Annotated in this window: 15 protein-coding genes; 7 read left to right on the forward strand and 8 right to left on the reverse strand. The window is 58.5% G+C overall.

Going from position 1 to position 19135, the window contains the following annotated elements; translation table 11 throughout:
• The 7 genes from EX00_RS03275 to EX00_RS03305 all read right to left on the reverse strand — a co-directional run.
• Positions 1-1514, reverse strand: a 1514-nt coding sequence (locus EX00_RS03275) for an electron transfer flavoprotein-ubiquinone oxidoreductase (protein ID WP_047454140.1), incomplete at its 3' end; no start/stop codon positions are given.
• A 168-nt stretch (positions 1515-1682) separates the two neighbouring features.
• On the reverse strand, positions 1683-2657 hold the full coding sequence (locus EX00_RS03280; RefSeq protein ID WP_052210652.1) for an ABC transporter permease: 975 nt from the start codon (positions 2655-2657) through the stop codon (positions 1683-1685).
• A complete protein-coding gene (locus tag EX00_RS03285; RefSeq protein ID WP_234708961.1) occupies positions 2657-3619 on the reverse strand; it encodes an ABC transporter permease in 963 nt (320 codons plus the stop codon). Before EX00_RS03285 ends, EX00_RS03280 begins: the two co-directional genes overlap by 1 nt.
• Positions 3616-5121 carry a sugar ABC transporter ATP-binding protein gene (locus tag EX00_RS03290; protein WP_047454237.1) on the reverse strand — a complete coding sequence of 502 codons (1506 nt, stop codon included), beginning with the start codon at positions 5119-5121 and terminating at the stop codon, positions 3616-3618. The genes EX00_RS03285 and EX00_RS03290 overlap by 4 nt, the downstream gene beginning before the upstream one ends.
• Before the next feature lie 56 nt (positions 5122-5177).
• Positions 5178-6311, reverse strand: a complete 1134-nt coding sequence (locus EX00_RS03295; protein ID WP_037223473.1) for an ABC transporter substrate-binding protein — start codon at positions 6309-6311, stop codon at positions 5178-5180.
• Positions 6312-7053: 742 nt separating this feature from the next.
• Complete coding sequence (locus EX00_RS30705) at positions 7054-9111, reverse strand: mechanosensitive ion channel family protein (protein ID WP_052210653.1); 2058 nt, start codon at positions 9109-9111, stop codon at positions 7054-7056.
• A gap of 8 nt (positions 9112-9119) precedes the next feature.
• Positions 9120-10295, reverse strand: a complete 1176-nt coding sequence (locus EX00_RS03305; protein ID WP_155294012.1) for a 2Fe-2S iron-sulfur cluster-binding protein — start codon at positions 10293-10295, stop codon at positions 9120-9122.
• Positions 10296-10965: 670 nt separating this feature from the next.
• Here EX00_RS03305 and EX00_RS03310 point away from each other — a divergent pair.
• The 6 genes from EX00_RS03310 (at position 10966) to EX00_RS03330 (ending at position 17864) form a co-directional block, all read left to right on the forward strand.
• Positions 10966-11574 carry a TetR/AcrR family transcriptional regulator gene (locus EX00_RS03310; RefSeq protein ID WP_052210655.1) on the forward strand — a complete coding sequence of 203 codons (609 nt, stop codon included), beginning with the start codon at positions 10966-10968 and terminating at the stop codon, positions 11572-11574.
• Positions 11575-11693: 119 nt separating this feature from the next.
• Entirely contained in the window at positions 11694-12995 is a 1302-nt protein-coding gene (locus EX00_RS03315; protein ID WP_052210657.1) for an MFS transporter, read from the forward strand.
• Positions 12992-15256: a glycoside hydrolase family 3 C-terminal domain-containing protein gene (locus tag EX00_RS03320; RefSeq protein WP_047454147.1), complete on the forward strand. Its 2265-nt coding sequence runs from the start codon at positions 12992-12994 to the stop codon at positions 15254-15256. Before EX00_RS03315 ends, EX00_RS03320 begins: the two co-directional genes overlap by 4 nt.
• 70 nt (positions 15257-15326) lie before the next feature.
• Complete coding sequence (locus EX00_RS31395) at positions 15327-15512, forward strand: hypothetical protein (protein WP_155294013.1); 186 nt, start codon at positions 15327-15329, stop codon at positions 15510-15512.
• Between the two features lie 64 nt (positions 15513-15576).
• On the forward strand, positions 15577-16725 hold the full coding sequence (locus EX00_RS03325) for a Gfo/Idh/MocA family protein (protein ID WP_047454149.1): 1149 nt from the start codon (positions 15577-15579) through the stop codon (positions 16723-16725).
• Between the two features lie 560 nt (positions 16726-17285).
• A complete protein-coding gene (locus tag EX00_RS03330) occupies positions 17286-17864 on the forward strand; it encodes a sensor histidine kinase (protein ID WP_052210659.1) in 579 nt (192 codons plus the stop codon).
• Positions 17865-18043: 179 nt separating this feature from the next.
• On the opposite strand, the gene EX00_RS32205 is transcribed toward EX00_RS03330, so the two are convergent.
• Positions 18044-18436, reverse strand: coding sequence for a helix-turn-helix domain-containing protein (locus EX00_RS32205; protein WP_309546357.1), 393 nt, complete (start codon positions 18434-18436; stop codon positions 18044-18046).
• Positions 18437-18621: 185 nt separating this feature from the next.
• Here EX00_RS32205 and EX00_RS03340 point away from each other — a divergent pair, with 185 nt between their 5' ends.
• A complete protein-coding gene (locus EX00_RS03340; RefSeq protein ID WP_047454151.1) occupies positions 18622-18843 on the forward strand; it encodes a helix-turn-helix domain-containing protein in 222 nt (73 codons plus the stop codon).
• The last annotated feature ends 292 nt before the right edge of the window (positions 18844-19135 follow it).

Raw genomic sequence — 19135 nt, forward strand, 5'->3', positions numbered from 1 at the left:
TAGACGCCGGCCGGACAGTAGCGGGTCGACGGACCGGCAAAGATATCGTGTTCCGAATTCCTCTGCAGGGCCATGTCCTTGACCTTGAGATGAACCGGCTGGTCCTCCTCATGATTGGTGTTCGACAGGAACACCGAAGAGAGACGGTCGAAGGTGAGCACGCCGTCCGGTTTCGGATAGGCGATCGGCTTATGCTTGGCCGCCGGCTCCAGCGACTCGGCATCGGTCTTGCCGTGCTTCAGCGTGCCGAAGAAGGAGAGACCGAGGAGCTGGTTCGTCCACATGTCGAGGCCGCCAAGGGCCACGCCGATCGCCGTGCCGAACTTCGACCACAGCGGCTTGACGTTGCGCACGCGCTTCAGGTCCTTGCCGATATCGCCAGAACGCCATTCGTTCTCGATCTCGATCACTTCGTCATTGGCGCGGCCGGCCGCGATCGCATCGGCGATCTTCTCGGCAGCGAGCATGCCCGAGAGCACGGCATTGTGGCTGCCCTTGATGCGCGGCACATTGACGAAGCCGGCCGAACAGCCGATCAGCGCACCGCCGGGGAAGGAGAGTTTCGGCACCGACTGGTAGCCACCCTCGGTGATGGCGCGAGCGCCGTAGGAGATGCGCTTGCCACCCTCGAAGGTGCCGCGAATGGCTGGATGCGTCTTGAAGCGCTGGAATTCCTCGAAGGGATAGAGATAGGGGTTCTTGTAGTTGAGGTGCACGACGAAGCCGACGGCAACCAGATTGTCCTCGAGATGATAGAGGAAGGACCCGCCGCCGGTCTTCATGCCGAGCGGCCAGCCGAAGGAGTGCTGCACGAGGCCCTGTTTGTGGTTCTCGGGCTTGACCTGCCAGAGCTCCTTGATGCCGATGCCGAACTTCTGTGGCTCGCGATCCCTCGACAGGTCGAACTTGGCAATGAGCTGTTTGGCGAGCGAACCGCGCACGCCTTCGCCGATCAGGACATATTTGCCGAGCAGCTCCATGCCGCGGGTATAGTTCGGGCCGGGCTCGCCATTCTTCTCGATGCCCATGTCGCCGGTGGCAACACCGATGACGGCGCCGTCGTCATTATAGAGCACTTCGGTTGCGGCAAAGCCGGGATAGATATCGACGCCAAGGGCCTCGGCCTTTTCGGCGAGCCAGCGACAGACGTTGCCGAGCGAGACGATATAATTGCCGTGGTTGTTCATCAGCGGCGGCATGGCAAAGTTCGGCAGACGGATGGAACCAGCGGGGCCGAGCAACATGAAGTGATCGGCTGTCACCTCGGTCTTGAAGGGATGCCCCTCCTCCTCGCGCCAGCCGGGCAGCAACCGGTCGATGCCGATGGGATCGACGACGGCGCCCGACAGAATATGCGCGCCGACCTCGGCACCTTTCTCAAGCACGACGACGCTCAAATCCGGATTGACCTGCTTCAAACGGATCGCCGCCGACAGCCCGGCAGGGCCCGCGCCGACAATCACAACGTCGAATTCCATGCTCTCGCGTTCAGGCAGCTCGATTGCCTCTGTCATCAATTCTCCTGTCGAACTCGTCATCTCAAGGCTCGATCTTTGCGTAAAAAGGTGGCTGCCGCCGACGCCTCAGCCGGCAGCCACGTGTCCTGGGAGGACAAACTGGGTTTGGTGTATCGCGACGGTGGTGATGGTTTTTGAGGGAGCAGTTTGCGTCGAACTGCTCGGTCATTTCTCCGATCGGCGAACGTAAAAGGCTGCTGCCGTGACGATCACGACCCCCTTGATCAGGATCTGGAATTCGATTGGCAAGCCCAGAAGTAGTGCCGCGTTGAATACGACGACGAGGATGGTCGCTCCGACCAGGGCGCCGAGAATCGTGCCGCGACCGCCAGAAAGGGCAACGCCACCAATGACGGCTGCGACGATGGAGTCGAGTTCGAATCCGCGCCCGACCCAGTTGTCGACGATGCCAACGAAGCCGGACAATATCAGTCCTGCAATGGCCGCAAGCGCACCTGAGATCAGATAGCAGGCAATGGTTATGCGATCTGCATTGATGCCGACGAGCCTGGCGGTCACAGGATTGCCCCCGGTAATATAGACCTTTCGTCCGAATGTGGTTCCGCGCAGCAGCACGGTGAAAACGGCTGCAGTCACTGCCAAGATCATCAGATTATAGGGAATGCCATAAAAGAGCTGAGATCCGACAGTCCGAAAGAAGGGAGGAACATTGCCGGACGGTGCCCCTTGGGTAACGGCGAACCGCATGCCTTGCAGCACGATCATCGTGGCAAGAGTCGCAAGAAACGGCGAGACATTTCGTTTGGTGATAAGCAGGCCGTTGACCAGACCGGCCAACAGGCCAATCCCGACGGCCACCAGGACGATTGCGAAGGCGTCTGCATTGCGCCCGGTGAAGCTGGTCGCCACGACAGCGGCTGTGGCCATCACCGAGGCGACCGAGAGGTCAAGTCCTCGAACGAGAATGACGAGTGTCTGGCCGATAACCACAACACCGAGCGGCGCAAGTTGCAAAAGCATGTTCGAAATATTGCCCGCGCTCAAAAAGGCGGGGGATAGAACGGCCGAAATCAGGATCAGCGCGAGCAGAGCCAGATGGATTCCGTAGGCTCGGGCAACAGCGCGGACATCAATGGAACGCTTGCCTGGAAGCGCAATCGGATCAGAAACCTGCAACATCAGATTTTCCTTTTGTCCTCGATGTAAATCGATACCGCGAGCATGATGATCAAACCCTGCACGATCAGCTGAAAGTGAGATGAGACGTCTATGAAGTTCATGACGTTGTTCAAGAGCGAGATCAGATAGACGCCCATCAACGTGCCGATGACGCCGCCGCGCCCGCCACGCAGCATCGTCCCTCCGACGACAACCGGGGTGATTGAGGTCAATGTGAAATTCTGTCCCGTATAGGGCTGCCCGACCCCAAATCGTGCCACCAAAAAGATTGCCCCGAGCGCCGCCATGAACCCTGAAAAGGCATAGACGAACAAGATCACGCGCCTGCGCGGAAGGCCCGTGAGTTCGGCGGCAGTTGCATCGTCGCCGACCGCATAAATGTGGCGGCCGAAGATACTGTGGCGCAGGAATGCCGCTGCACCGAGAAAGAGCACAATTGTTATCAACGCCCCGACTGGCAGACCAAGCGGGCGGCCATAGGCGAGATAGTCGAAGCCCAAGGGCATGGAGCCCACGGGACCCAAGGTGTAGAGAAGCGTCGCGCCCTGTAAGGCCGCGCCCATGCCAAGGGTGACGATCAGAGGGTGAACCCGAAGCCAGATCACCATCGTGCCGTTGATCAGGCCGACGACGATCCCGAGCCCGATGACGAGGCAAATCGCGAGGACTGCCATGGCCGGACTGCCTCGGGCAATGCCCGAAAGCAGCACGCTCGCCAGGCTGATCAGGGAACCGACTGAAAGGTCGATGCCGCCGGTCAGGATCGTGAACGTTTGGCCGAGGCTGACGAGCGCCAGCGCCGAGGACTGTTCGAACACATTCATGAGATTGGAAAGCGTGCGGAAGCGGTCGGAGAGCACCGCTCCAAGAAGCATCAAAGCAACTATAAGGGCGATGACGATGAAGACGCCCGCCTGCCGCTTGCTCAGATAGACATGAGTCAATCTTGCGATCGCTGTCACGACGCCAACTCCTCGATCAGGTGTTTCTGGGTGGCAAGCTGCATGATCTTTTCTTCGTCGATGTCATCACCAACGAGCTCGCCGACGGTGACGCCTTCGCGCATGACCACCACGCGATCCGACATCCCAACGACTTCGGGAAGCTCGGAGCTGATCATCAAGACGGCGATGCCGCTTGCTGCCAGCTCGCGGACAATGCGATAGATCTCCGCTTTTGCCCCAACATCGACCCCGCGGGTCGGCTCGTCCAGGATCAGGACTTTCTTGCAGGTGCGGGCCCATCGAGAGACAAGTACTTTTTGCTGATTGCCACCCGACATGTTGACCACCGGATTGTGGGGGCCGCGACAGGCGATCTGATAGGCCGCTATCTCCGACCGGGCAATCGCGGCCTCCTTGCGGTGGTCGAGCATTCCCCTGCTGCTCACTGAATTCAGGTCGGCGGCCGATATATTCGATGCGACGTCGAGAAGCATGGCGAGCCCCTGCCCCTTGCGATCTTCGGTAAGCAGGCCAATCCCCTCTCCGATCGCCCGGGATGGAGACATCGCCTTGTACGTTTTTCCACCGACGACGATCTGACCTCCCGACAGCGGGAGGCCGCCGAAAATGCCAAGTGCAACTTCGCTGCGACCCGCCCCGACCATCCCCGCTAACGTCGTGATTTCCCCGGCACGAAGCTGGATCGACGCCTTGCGGACGCGGTCGGGTACGGAGATATCGCGTACCTCGAGCACCACAGGCCGATCCCGACGCATATCCGCCTTCGGCGGGTACAGTTCGGACATGTCACGTCCGACCATAAGCGAGACAAGCGAGCCGCGATCAACATCACCAATGTCGCGGCAGGCCACGAATTTCCCGTCCTTTAGCACCGTGACGCGATCGCAGATCTCGAAAATCTCCTCGAGACGGTGCGAAATATAGATGATGGCAACACCCTCGTCCTTTAGCGCCAGGATGCGCTGGAAAAGCAGTGAGACTTCTTTTCCAGATATGACGGCCGTCGGTTCGTCGAGAATGAGGAGTTTCACCTTGTGAACCAGCGCCTTCGCGATCTCCACCATCTGCTGGTCGGCCACACTCAAATCCGAAACACGGCTGTCCGGATTGATCGCCGCGCCTAGCCGTTTCAACAGCTCGACGGCATCCCTCCTCGTCTGGCGATGATCGACAAGGCCCGGTTTCCAGCGTCGCTCATGGCCAAGGAAGATATTCTCCGCCACCGTCATTTGCGGGAAAAGGACAAATTCCTGATAGATCACGTGAATTCCTGCAGCCTTGGCATCGCCGGCGGAACTCCAATGGACGGTCTTGCCGTCGAACTCGATCTGGCCGTCATCCGGCCGGTAGACGCCCGCGATGACTTTGGTGAGGGTCGATTTTCCGGCGCCATTTTCGCCAACCAGCGCATGGATCTCTCCAGCGCGCACATTCAACTGCATTTCCGTGAGCGCCCGTACGCCCGGAAACGACTTCGACAGGTTCGATATAGTGAGCATGCTGTCCTCCAGAAAATAGCCGGGATCTTTTGGGATCCCGGCTCCATCGCATGCGATCACTTGGGATAATCGATCTTGTAGGTCGACGGATTGTAGTCCGGGCCCATGCCGCCCGTTACGATCAGGTCTGGAGCGCCGTCCTTGACGACAAGTTCGTCGATCCTGAGCCGCGTGTCGATCGAAGGTGTGTTGTCGCCCTCGGTGACCGCGATCTGGCTGTTGATCTCGGTGATGCAGGGGACAGGAGCACCGCTCAGGATCTTCAATGAAGTCTTGATCGCCTCGTCATACATCGTCGGAGGATAGCCGACCTCGAGCAGCGGGACCTTGTGCTTCAATGCGAGCTGCATCGGACCGTTCACATCTGCCGTGGTATGCGGGGGGATCTCCCCGTCCTTCCAGCCGGCATCGATGAATGCCTCGATGGAACCTGGCGTCATCAAGCCGTGTGCCGACCAGACGGCATTGATATCCTTGCCATATTTCTGGATCATCGATTGCATGACCTGCTTGGCCTTTACCGGGCTCCAATCGCCATAGACCGTGTCGAGAATCTTGATGTCAGGATACTGCGCGAACACTTCTTTCGCCGTCTTCATGCGAATTTCTGATGGGCTCGAGCCGGCCTGGCCGCCAAGCATGATGACATTGCCTTTGCCATGCAGCTTCTCGACAATCCACTGGGCGAAGAGCCGGCCGGAGATCGCATCGGATGCGGTGACGAAAGTGACGAAGTTGTCGGAAGCGATGCGGCGGTCGACCATGACGACCGGGATGCCTTGTTGCATGACGCGTGAAACGGCTGGATCGACGGCTTGCTCGGAATTTGCGGAAACGATGAGAAGATCCACGCCGCGGGACACGAGGTCCTGGATATCGGCAACCTGCTTGGAATCGTCGTGGCCCGCATCGGTGATGAGCAGGTGGGCGATCATGTCCTTGTGCTCGGCCGCCGACTTTTGCATGACGTGCTGTGCGACCACGCGCCAGCTATCTCCCAAGCCGGCATTGGAAAAACCGATCGTGTAGGGGCCACTCTTCTTGTAGCTGGCGGTGTCGTGGAAGCATACCTCCTGGTTCGGATTGAAAAGAAACGTGCGCGGTGCCCCCTTGTATAGATTATCCGCTTGGGCAAAGCCTGCAGTCACGCACAACAGCGCGGACGTGGCAGCGTGAAGCCAATTGTTCATAACTCCTCCATTTATTGTGATGCTTCGCGCCAAGGCCTCCCCCTTGATGTGCGCTAGCGTGGCGGCTCGGCTTGCCGGGCGATCCGGTAGTCTTGCCGCATAACTTGTCGCGCTGTGAGTGGCCCACCGTCTACTGTCTCTTGTGCAACATGATTGTCGCGAAGAAGGCGTCGAATTGGAGCAGTCCCCGGTTGCCAGGTATGATGCGCAGGTCTGAAGCGGACCGTCGGAAGACTTGCCAGGACGTAGTGGCGGCAGATTCTGGTCGCACGGGTGGAACGCGGCATCCGACTGGGCGAATGCCGACACATTGCTTGGCGACAAAGCTGAAAAGGTCGAGCGCCTTGCTGCACTTGCGGATCTACTCTGGAGCCGACGGCTTCGCGAGGTCAAATCCCTGTTTATAAAAAGATCTTAGGCCAAAATGTTGTTCACGCGCCTCGTGTGCTTTTCACGCCGTTGAGCGAAAGGGATTGTAGCTGTTGCAGAAATCGACGATTGCACGCCAGTTGGTTCACCAAGAGAACTGAAGCCTCGCGGTGCCGATACAATTCTTTTCCGGTTTAGCGCTATTGATTCCGTGTTTCTTGAGGAGCTCCGATATTCGCAACTGACCCCGGACAAAGTTCTCGCAGCCAACTATCAGTCAATGCGGTCGGCAATCGTCAGCTTGGCATCACTACGCGAAGACCTTTGGCAATCGGCAAAATATAGCCCGGACTTGCAGCGTAAGCTGAGGCTTTCAAGCTCCTTCGATCCGGACCCCCGTCATTTCTGTCCGCTCCACCGGCGCAGATGACAACAGCACGGTTTGCGTGCCGTCGGCGAAGCGAATGCCGGCCTCCTTCAGGACCGCCTCGATGCGCCTATAGGCCTGAGCGCGAACATCGAATTGATGGCCGGGCGCCGTCTGGAATTTGCAGCGGAAGATTTTGACGCCCGGATCGATGCGATAGAGCTTGGCCTTCAACGGCTCACGCATCTTCGGGCCGACCTCCGGATCGACGAGCATCGCCTCGCCGACCTTCTTGATCAGTTTGCGCACCTGTTCGCTATCGATATTCACCGGCAGGGGCAGATCGAATTTTTCCACCACCCAATCGCGTGAATTGTTACGCACTGTGCCGAGCGAGCCGTAGGGGACGAAGTGCAGCGGGCCGTTGTGATGGCGCAGCGCGACCGTACGTAGTGTGATGCGCTCGACCGTACCCTTGGTACTCGAGCCACTCTCGATATATTCGCCGACCCGGAAGACATCCTCGACCAAATAGAAGATTCCGGAGATGATGTCGCGCACCAGCGCCTGCGCGCCAAAACCGAGTGCCAGCCCGAAGACGCCGGCACCGGCCAGAAGCGGCGTGATCTGGATGCCGAGCGTCCACAATGCCGAGAGCACCAGCAGCACCAGGAAGACGATGGCGCTGGTGGTACGCAGCAGAGGAAGCAGGGTCAGCAGCCGGGCATTGGGGCCGGGCTCGCCGTGTAGGTCATCCGGTGCAAGTGCACGCAATCGTCGATCGATGGAAACACGGAGGGCGATCCAGGCGATGTTGGTGACCAGCGCCAAGCCGGCAACGCCCAACAGATGCAGGATAAGTCGCGTTAACGGATTTTCGCTGGCCGCCATCTGGGTCATTGGCGCCCCGATCGCAAACAGCGCGGCAGCGATGCCGACGATCACCACGCCATAACGCGTCAACGACAACACGATCGAAGGGACAAGGCCGCTTTCGGTCGCGCCGATGCTTACAGCGGGATCATGTTCGTTATTGTGGTCAAGAGCCTCGTTCTCGCTCTCCCCAACAGCTTGTGGCATCATCCCATCCGACCAGAAGAAAAATATGATCGGGCGCAGATGCGCCTGGACCACCGCCACGATAACGATATCGGCGAGCAGCACGGCCAGCATGGTGCCGCCGGCGAGCCAGATGCCATAAATGCCAAGGATGACGGCCGTTACCAGGAAGGAAACGGGAAATTTCGGCGGCACGCGCCGTGATGCGCGGCGGGGTATGTTGCCTGTCTTGACGATGGATGGGGCGACCGCAAGCGCGATCAGTGCCAGCAGGGTCGCGACCACGATATGCAGCATCTCGGCAGCGTGGGGGGCCATCGCCTTTTCCATCAGATCAGAGAGTAATTGACCGACGGCAAGCAAGAAGGCGACGACGACCGCAATTCCGACACCGGCCCGGGCTTGCCGGGGGGTGATATCGGCAAGACGCAATTGCGGATGGCCTGGCGCGGCGATGATGTCGGCGATCAACCAGATGACACGAATCGTGACGATCAGCAGAATAGCTGCGATGACCATACTGTCGAAGCCGGACGGCCAATCGAAATAGGCAGTACTGCCGACCAGCGCGATTGTAAACAGCGTCAGCCCGAAACCCATGAGCGCCAGGCGTCGCATGGCCAGCTTGAAGGCCTGGCGTGGGGTGGCGATAGGAGCTGCCTGGATCGCACGCAGCGTGGAGGCAGCGTAGGTCCAGTAGAGCCATTCGCCGCCGCCGCCAATCAATAGCAGGATAAGGCCATAGGTCAGCGTGATGATGCCATTTCCGCTCGCCATGGCGTCGCTCATGGCGGCCCATAGCTGCCTCACTTCACCAGGACCCTGTAGCAGGGCCTCGCCGAGGTTATTGAGGCGCAGTCTCGCCGTTTGCAAAAGTCCGGCAACAAGGCTCTCCGTGGGAGAGCTTGTCGTCTCGGCGCTTGCGGTCACGGCGAAGACGCAGAGAAACGCCATCGTCGGGGCAAGGCGGCGGCCGGCGACCGAGAGCAGGTTGTGTTTCACCATCACCGTCCTCATGGCGCCGCCTGTAGCGGCGCGGCCGGGGCGTCGACCCAGGCGGCCGGATCGCGTGCGGCGGACGCATCGGCATAGGCGGGACGCAGGCGTACGACATCGATCGTTGCGCCGGTGAGACAGGCTTGGCACGCGAGACGTTCGCCCTCGCCGGCCTGAATGCGAGCCAATGTCTGTGCCTCCTGTTCTTCGATCGGTGTCAATGCCTCCGGTCCGGCGGTGACGGAAACAACGCAGGTGCCGCAGCGGCCCCTGCCGCTGCAGATATGGGCATGCGGGATGTTGTTGAGCAGGCTGACCTCAAGGATCGACAGGCCCTTGCGTCCCGACGCAACTTGGTCGCCATCATAGCGAACCGTGAACCTTTGCGCGCGAAGATGCAGGGTGCGATACGCAAAGACGCCGAGAGCGGCGAGTGCCAAAATCCCATAGACGAGGAATATCCAGAACTGGATAGCATCGAGTTCCGCCCTGAAGATGACGGCGCGGCCCATCATCGCATCGATGCGTGCCTGCCAATCGGGATCGGTGGCAAGCCTGGTCAGCGCCTCCTTGCCACCCTTCACGAAGCCGAGCAATGCCAGGATAGGCACTGCGAACATCAGCGGCGTGACCAATGCCCCAAGCCGCGTCCATACCGGCTTCAGCACCAGCCAGCTATAAAGCCCGATGGCGCCGTGGATCCAGACGATCACCACGACCAACACCTGCTGCAGGGCAAAGACTGGAACGAATTTCCAATAAGCCGACAGCACCAGGCCGTAATCCGGCTCGTATCGGTCGTCGATAAAGCTCCATATAGTGGTGAGTGCGACATGGTTGAGCAACAGGGGCGTCGTGATCAAGCCGAGGATCACCTGCACCCAGTCGGTGCGGCTCAAAGTGAGGCTGCGTCTCGAGGCGATGGCGGACAATCCGAGGCCGCCATGGAGCACCACAGCAGCAGCTAGGATCATCGTCCCCGGCAAACTCATCCAGGGTGCCATCAGGAAACGGCGGGCACTGTCCATTGCCGCAATCGAATGCAGGCCAAGGCCAAGGTTGATCAGGTGCATCGCCACGAAAAGTAAAAGTACGACGCCGGAGAACAGGCGTATCCGCAGAAGGATTGGCGGTATGATGTGCCGAACCGGAGGTTCTACGGCGACATTGACGGATGGAGTTGGCTGCTGCACGATTGGACTTCCCTCAAGACCTGACGAGCTTTCCCGTCGGCCCGCCTATCGCTATAGGGTTCGGCCGTTTCCAGCAATATCGCAGGCGGCCCCGGGGTGGAGACGCATTGTCAACAAAAGGTGGTCGAAACGACGCCAGAATTGTGCGTTGCAATGATCCGGCTGCGCTAATGTTGAATTGGCTCAGGCGCTGTACCAAGGTGTCGGTTTCTTCAGCGTGATTGTGAGCAGTATCCGTGATCTCGCAGCTCTCGATCGTGTCTCTTGATCGCGGCCGCCTTGATTTCCGTGACCGTCTCAGCAGATCGTTGTGCGAATTTGTGCAATTGCTGAGCGACGGCGGCAAATCAGCAAATCACTTGTCAGGGTCTTCGGTGCGCGCTGTTTCTACGTGGGAGCTCATAGCGAACTGCTAACCCGACGGATAATCGGTGGCCAGCTACGACATCTCCTCCGGCAGTCGAAATAGTGTTGGCTGCTTTCAGGCGGATCCAAGCAATTGTAAACGAGTCGTTGGGGCATGCATCCAGCGGTTCACTTGTTGGCATGGGGGTGTCCTTGCGCTATTCGCCAAGACCAGCCAAAATCGCTTCCCGCTGTTGCGTGATCGGCGTGATGCCCCTAGTTCTTCGCTACAAATTGTTTGTTTGAGATACAGGATAGGACCACCATGCCACGAGCGCCGCGGATTGCGGAACAGGGCGAGCGTACGCGCGCAGCGATAGTGACGGCCGCCGTCGAGCTGTTCGGAGAGCATGGCTATCGTGCAACGTCGCTTAGTCAGATTGCGAAACGAGCTGGCGTTGTTCAATCGGCATTGCATCATCATTTCGGCGGAAAGGATCAGCTTTTAGATGCTGTGTTGAAGCTGCACTATCCGCTGTCTGCCAGCCGCCCGGATATTGAAGCGGTGGCGGAGGGGCGGAGCGAATTCGTCGATGAAGTCCTGCGCGCGGCCCATCGCAATGTCGCAGATCGAAACCTCGTCCGCTTCTTCTCAGTCATGACGGGGGAATCGCTGACCGAAGGTCATCCAGCTCATGCCTTCTTTGTTGCACGGTACGACCTTGTCCTGCAGGGGTTCACCGATGCCATAGCGCGGGCGAAGCGTATTACTGACGATGAAAAGCGTGATCGCATTGCTCTGCTTGTTTCCATTCTGTTTGCGACGTCAGACGGTCTTCAAATGCAATGGTTGCGCAACTCATCGATCGACTTCGTCGGTGGCATGGAACATGCCGCGCGAATGATTCAAGCCCAACTGTCGATCCTAAAATGAACTAGCATCTTGCAGGGTCGATCGCTGTCGAGTAAGAGACAGGTCGGTTGACCGATCTGTTTGGGAGTCTTTGGCGGATCCGGTCGTATTTGAATTGCCATCACCTGGAGGAGGGATTGATGCTTCACTCGACACATTCCATGGGCGCCACCGTTGAAACTGCGCCGGAACGCCATATGCGGCTGACCGGCCAGCCGGTAGGTGCTGCCTTTGTCGCGCGGTATATACTTGCGATCATCGGCATCTATGTCGCTCTTATTACGCCCGCATCCGTCAGTATTGCCCTAAGGGTCGGGCAGATTGACCCCGAGGGCAAGGCAAGCTCATTCGCCTTCGTCTCAAGCATCGGCGCTGCGGCCGCCCTGTTGTCAAATCCGATTTTCGGCATGCTGAGCGATCGTTCGACACTCCGCTGGGGCCAGCGGCGTCCGTTCATACTGGGCGGATTTCTGGTCGGATCCATCGCACTCTTCGGCATCGGAATGGCCCCCACAATTCCGCTGGTTGCCCTCGGTTGGGCCTTCGCTCAGATTGGTTTCAACGCGTCCATTGCTGCGACAATCGCGATTTTGCCGGAGCGAGTGCCTCTTGCACTTCGTGGACGCGTTTCAGGCCTGATGGGCATGACCGGCCAGTTGGCCGTCGTCGGGGGCGTCCTTCTCATTCAAATCGTCGGTACGGACGGCGCCGGAATGTTCGTGTGGCCGATGGTTCTCGGCGCCATCCTTGTCGCGCCCTTCTTGTTTACGTTGCGCGAAGCGCAACGCCGGCCGGGCGAAGTCGCGTCCGTGACCTTGTCTAGCCTGATGGGTGCGCTTTGGATCAATCCGTTCAGCAACCGTGATTTCGGCCTTGTCTGGCTTGGTCGGTTTCTCGCCTGGACGTCACTCTATCTGCTCACGACATACAAGACGTATTTCCTGATCGACCGACTGGGTTACACGACCAAAACGATCGCGCCGGTTCTGACCGTTGCCATGTTCGTCCTTGCTGTCGCCGTCGCGATTGCAAGTATTGGCGGCGGTTGGCTTTCCGATTACCTCGGTCGGCGAAAACCACTCGTGCTGCTCGCTTCACTCCTATTCGTGATTGCGATGATTGTCGTCGCCTTCTCTCACAGTGTCGAAGTGTTTTTGGTGGGTATTGCTATCGCCGGGTTGGGCAACGGTCTTTATCTTGGAGTCGACTACGCGCTTGTTTCCGAGGTGCTGCCAGACCAGAACAGCGCGGCGGGAAAAGGTATGGGCGTCTTCAACCTGTCGAGTACCATACCTCAGACAATCGCGCCGATGCTGGCGCCAGTTCTGCTCCTCGTCGGGGCCGATGGCACAGCGGGGAATTATACCTCCCTCTACCTATTCGCGGCCGTGCTCGCGCTCGTTAGCGCCATCTTCATCCAATTCATAAGAGGCTCAAAATGACTGACAACACGGTTGTCCCCGTGAACATGGCAGCGGCTATTGATGAATCGTTGGCGCTGACGACAGGCGCTGACTATTGGACGACGATCGATGCACCTGGAATCGGTATTCGGTCACTTCGCTTTGCGGACGGCCCCCACGGGCTTCGTGTGCAGGACGACGAGAACCCCGATCATCTTGGCCTCGAGCGAAGCGCACCGGCGACCTGCTTTCCTCCTGCCGTCACGTTGGCGTCGTCATGGGATGCGGACCTCGTCCGTGTCGTAGGCGAGGCCCTGGGGCGGGAAGCCCGCAAGGCGGGCGTGGACGTCGTGCTGGGTCCGGGCCTCAACATAAAAAGAAGCCCTCTGTGCGGGCGCAACTTTGAGTATTATTCCGAGGATCCGTATCTTGCCGGCATGCTCGCCGGAGCGGCGGCGCGCGGTGTTCAGAATGAAGGTGTCGCTGCATGCCTCAAGCATTTTGCCGCCAACAATCAGGAGACCGATCGCCTGAGGGTGAGTGCCAACGCTGATGATCGCACGCTCAGGGAGATCTATCTTCGCGCTTTTCAGATTGCGATACGGGAGTCGGCAGCGTGGTCGATCATGTCATCCTACAACAGGATCAACGGACTGCACGCCTCGGAAAATCCATGGTTGCTGACCGAGGTTCTGCGGAAGGAATGGGGCTTTGACGGCGTCGTCGTTTCGGATTGGGGAGCAGTGCGCGATCCTGTTGCCGCGCTTGAGGCCGGGCTCGATATCCGCATGCCCGGACGACAGGAGGACGAACGTGTCAGAACCGCCCACGGCACCGGTCGGCTTGCCGACACTGTTGTCACGCAAACCGTAGAACGGCTGCGTCTTTTGGCTGCACGGACGGCCCACGACCGAGAGGCCAAGGCGGTAGACTACGAACAGCACCACAATCTCGTGAGGAAGGCTGCATCTGAATCCGCCGTTCTTCTGACCAATGACGGTGTTCTGCCTCTTTCGCTGACATCGGGCCTTCGCGTCGCGGTCATTGGCGAGTTGGCCAGGACCCCACGGTACCAGGGCGCCGGAAGCTCTCGCGTCAACCCGATCAAGGTCACGAGTGCTCTAGACGCCCTGTCGATCCGGGCGGCCGATGCCGGGGCGTCGTTTGAATTCGCTCCAGGCTATGCGGTCAACAAAGGGGTCGATACGACGGTAATGATCGCAGAGGCGACGGCGCTTGCTCGGCGCTCGGACATCGTCATCCTCTTCCTTGGCCTACCGGGAGAATATGAGGCGGAGGGCCGTGACAGGACAAACATCGACCTGCCCTGCGATCAATTGGACCTGATCGATGCCCTGCAACTGGCAGGCACAAGGATGGTCGTGGCAATGAGCAATGGTTCCGCGGTAACGACCTCTGGCTGGCGCAACTCGGTCAATGCAATCGTCGAATTCTGGCTGACTGGACAGGCGCATGGCGACACGATTGCCGACATTCTTCTCGGCGACGCCAATCCGGGTGGCAAACTTGCTGAAACGATACCGGTACGCCTGGAGGATACCCCATCCTACCTCAACTTTCCAGGTGAACATGAGAACGTCACATATGGCGAGGGCATCTATATCGGATACCGGTATTACGACGCCCGCAACATGACGGTCGACTACCCGTTCGGCCATGGCTTGTCTTATACCAGTTTCGACTATTCCGCCCTTGAGATCAGCGTGCGCCCGCTGGTCGACGAGATTGCTTTCGACGTGAAGGTCACAATCCGCAACGCAGGCACAAGGGCTGGTAGCGACGTTGTCCAGCTCTACGTTCACGATCATTCCAAGCTCGTGATCACGCCGCCGCTCGAATTGCGTGGATGGAAGAAAATCAGGCTTGAGCCTGGCGAGATAGCCACGGTCGAGATCGCGGTCACGCGCGAAAACCTGATGCATTGGAACGGTGGTTCGAAGTCCTGGGTCTACGCGGGAGGCGCTCTGACGGTTCACGTCGGCGCATCGTCTCGTGACCTTCGCCTAAAGGATACGATCGAGGTTCCCGGAGAACCGGTCCTGGTGCCTCTCACGCCATGGTCGACGCTCGGTGAATGGCTCGACGATCCGGGCATGGGACCGAAACTGCACAGTATTTTCAAGGATCGCGGTGGCGTGAAGGGGCGCATAGGCGATCTTCTTGCCGATGAAGCCGGAAAGGAGTCCGTTCGCGCTATCCCATTGGGAACGATCGCGGAGTTTCCCGGAGTTCCTCTTGAACTCCAGGACATTGAACGACTTTGCCGCGAAGCCGCTTGATCGAGGACATTCCGTCCGTGGTTCACAAGCCCAAGCTTTGCCGGTCGGCACGCAACCGATGGAGACTGACGTGGAACTCGATGTGTCTTCTCTTTCGGATTTAATCGAAGAGCAAAGCTGTCTTCAGCTTCCAAGGTTCAACTATGAATTCGCTTGGGAGCTTGGCGTAAGCGGACTGCCTGATGTTGAGGATCATAGATTGATAGCGGCCTGTCTGACGGCCTTGCTCGGGATGCAACCAACGCTCTCAACGTGACAATGCCTGCAGCCGAAAACAGGCCTCGCTGTGATACGGGCGACAACGCGACAAAGGAGACCAAATGGAACCGGTGATCATAGGTATTATAGGGTGCGGGGTCATCAGCGAGGCCTATCTGAAGGGGGCCGCAGGCTCACGCTTGGTGAATGTGAAAGCTGTTGCCGACATTCGAGAGGAAATGGCCCGGGAAAAGGCAGCCAAATTTGGGTGCCAAGCCATGACGGTCGAGCAGATCCTTTTGGACCCGGACATCGAGATCATTCTCAATCTGACCGTTCCTGCGGCGCATGCCCAAGTCGACCTCGATATTCTTGACGCCGGAAAGCACATCTACTCTGAAAAGCCGTTGACCGCGTCGCTGAAGGAAGCTGTCGTTGTTATGGAAAAGGCCGCAGCGCTAGGTCTGCGCGTTGGGTGCGCTCCCGATACCTTTTTCGGTGCGGCCCACCAGGCGTCCCGGCAAATCGTGGATGAGGGAAAAATCGGGCGCGTCGTCGGTGGGAGTGTGACCGTTGCTTCACGCGGGATGGAGCATTGGCACCCTGACCCCCGCTTCTTCTACCAGCCTGGCGGTGGGCCGCATATTGATATTGGTCCCTATTACATCACGCAACTGATCAACCTGCTCGGGCCTGTCGAAACCGTGTCCGCGCATGCCAGCAAAGCTTTCGACAAGCGCACAATCAGCAGCGAAAAACTGAACGGCACGACCTTCGATGTGGCCGTTCCGACCACCATCAACGGCAGCTTGCACTTCGCCTGCGGTGCCAATTTGTCTCTGACGATGTCGTGGGATGTCTGGGCGACCAAGCGACCTAGAATGGAGATTTATGGGACGGAAGGCAGCCTTCAAAATCCTGATCCGAACCATTTTGGCGGCATACCGGAAATCGCGATCGGTAGCGGGGAGTGGCGGCCAGTTTCGACGGCTGATTTTGCGTTCGGGCAGGCCAACCGCACCACGATATTTGGCCAGGAGGTGGCTGACTATCGCGTCATAGGGCTGATCGACATGGCCGTCGCCATAAGGATGCACCGCCCTCTTCGAGCCAATGCGGACCTGGCCTACCATGTGCTGGACGTGCTCGCGGCGTTGGAGACTTCAAGCCGATCGCAAAGCCATGTCAGAATTCAGAGCCAGTGCCGCAGGCCAGCCGCGCTCGCGAAGGGTGCAGACGAAAATGTGCTACTGGAACCTGTATCGCCGTAGCGACGCGAACAAATGACCTGTGTTCCGATTGCGTGAGGCAGCTTGGACAAGTGTGATCGCCAGGCGTGAAAAATCACGCCTGGCGCCGACCAACCTGGTCTTATCGATGGGAGGATGATCCCCGGGAGCCCGAGCTGCCGTTATTGCTGCCTCTCGAAACGCCAGTGCTTGCCCGGCTACGAGCTTCCGAGGCCCTGCTTTCTGCCCGCCTACGGGGCCAATCTGATCGCGGACATGTTCTGGGTCGGCCTGTTGACGGCGCCCGTGCTCTGCCTGTCACTCTATCTCAGTTTTCTGATCACGCGTCCCCTTGCTCGCTTTACTCTCATGGCACGCAGGATCAGCCTGGACGACGAGATCTCTAGTCCCTTTGTGGGGCCGGCGGAACCTCCGAGCTTCAAAGTCTGGCCGAGACCCTGAACACAATGAGGGCCAGAATAAAGAAAGTCATCGATCAGCGTGCAAATATGCTGCGTGCGATGGGACACGACCTGCGCACGCCTCCGACGAGACTTCGAATGCGGGCCGAGTGCTGCACCGATCTTGAACTACAAGGGCAAATGCTGCTCGATATCGACACGCTGGCGGGCATGATCGATGAAAGCATGACCTATCTTAAGGATATGACGGCGGATGTTGGTCTGTCATATAGAACCGACTTGACGAGCCTTCTGCAGACGATTGTCTCCGGGTTCGCAGACATGGGCGTATCCATTTCGTTCACCGGCCCTCCAAGATTGCCAATGACGTGCAAGCCGACGTTGTTGACGCGTGCGGTCACAAACCTCATCGACAACGCCTCTCGCTATGCTGAGAACATCGAAGTTGTCCTCATTCAGGGACCGAACAACGACGTCACTATCGAGATCGACGACGATGGACCAGGCGTTGCGGACGACATGAAGGTGAAAGTCATGGAACCTTTCTTCAAGGGAGACGAAGCACGCCCGGTGCGTGAGCATGCTGGTATTGGCCTTGGCTTGGCGATTGCCAGCGGCGTCGCAAAGCATCACGGCGGGCAGCTCAGCCTCCATGACCGGAAGCCTCGCGGGCTGAGCGCGCGACTGACGATCAGATCCTTGGATGAGCCACGGCCGAGCAATATCGCGCCACCCTTGGAAACGAGAAAAAGCAAGTGATGGGATTGCCGTCATCGGATGAAAGTCATGATCGGGGAGCGCACTGCGCCGCCGGCTGACCCCACATCATCGTTGCCCAATCGACACTCGAAAAGAACCGCTCCCCGGCTACATGACCTTTTTGGCCGATGGCAGCGACCGTTGGTTTGAGGATGGCGCTGTCGTCTTGGCCTTGCGGACTATACGACGATCTCGCTTCGTCGGATGGCTTCTACGACCGTGTGCAGGCTGTTTGCCGTCTGCAGCTTGAGCTGGGCGTTGCGGAGATGCGTTTGTACCGTCGCCGCCGAGACGCCCAGGATTTTTGACGCTCTCGTTGCCGTGTTTCCATTTGCTATACTTTCCAGGACCTGCTTTTCCCGTCGTGTGAGGATCGGCTTCTGGCGCACTGAATTCCGGATCCGATGTGAGGTCGCCTCTGCCATATCGTTTGCACCTTTGTCGGGTTTAAGCTGGAGGGCGGATAGTTCCGTCGCTGTCCGCGGCGCTCGGATCCCTGCGCCCGCGACAGTGCTATTCACCCGACCCGTTGGGTCGCTACCTTCATCGTCGTCAAGTCGGGCATGGCTCATGGATATGTCCGTTGTGAATCAATTTGCCCCTGGTTGGTATCATTGGAACAAGATAACAGCTGGTCGGCTATGGCGTTTATTCCAGTTGAATAATTGTGCAGAAACCGAATTTCGCAAGGTCGCAACGGTTGATTGCATACTATAATAGGTAGCCTTACACCGCACCGCAGCACGATGATGTTGCAATGCGGCTAACTGCAATATTTGCGCGAAACCTCAGGCTCTTCCGATATCGATCGGGACTATCCCAGATTGAGCTCGCCGAGTTGTCCGGGCTGAACAAGAACTATGTAGGCAAGCTTGAGCGGGAAGAGAATTCCCCGACTGTCGATACGCTGGAGGCCCTGGCTGCTGCGCTCCAGACCGACGCAAAATCATTGATCAGCCTCGACGTCATCCGCGATTGATCAACGATAAATACCGAGAATCGTTTCACTTTTGTCTTCGAACCAGATCCTCGATCGTCACGTCGAGGGCATCGGCAATCTTCTGCAGCGAGATGATTGTCGGGTTCCCGTCGCCTTTTCGAGCTTGCTCAGATATCCACGGGTCAATCCGGTCCTGTGATGCAGTTCTTCTTGCGTTACCGACAGGCTCCGCCGAATGCGCTGTATGTTCACACCGATGACCGAGTTGATGTCCATGTGGGCATCGTCGCGGGATGCACACTATAGGACGACACACTATAGTAGACATTAT

The organism is Martinezella rhizogenes (genome assembly GCF_000799715.1).
Classification (GTDB): domain Bacteria; phylum Pseudomonadota; class Alphaproteobacteria; order Rhizobiales; family Rhizobiaceae; genus Rhizobium; species Rhizobium rhizogenes_C.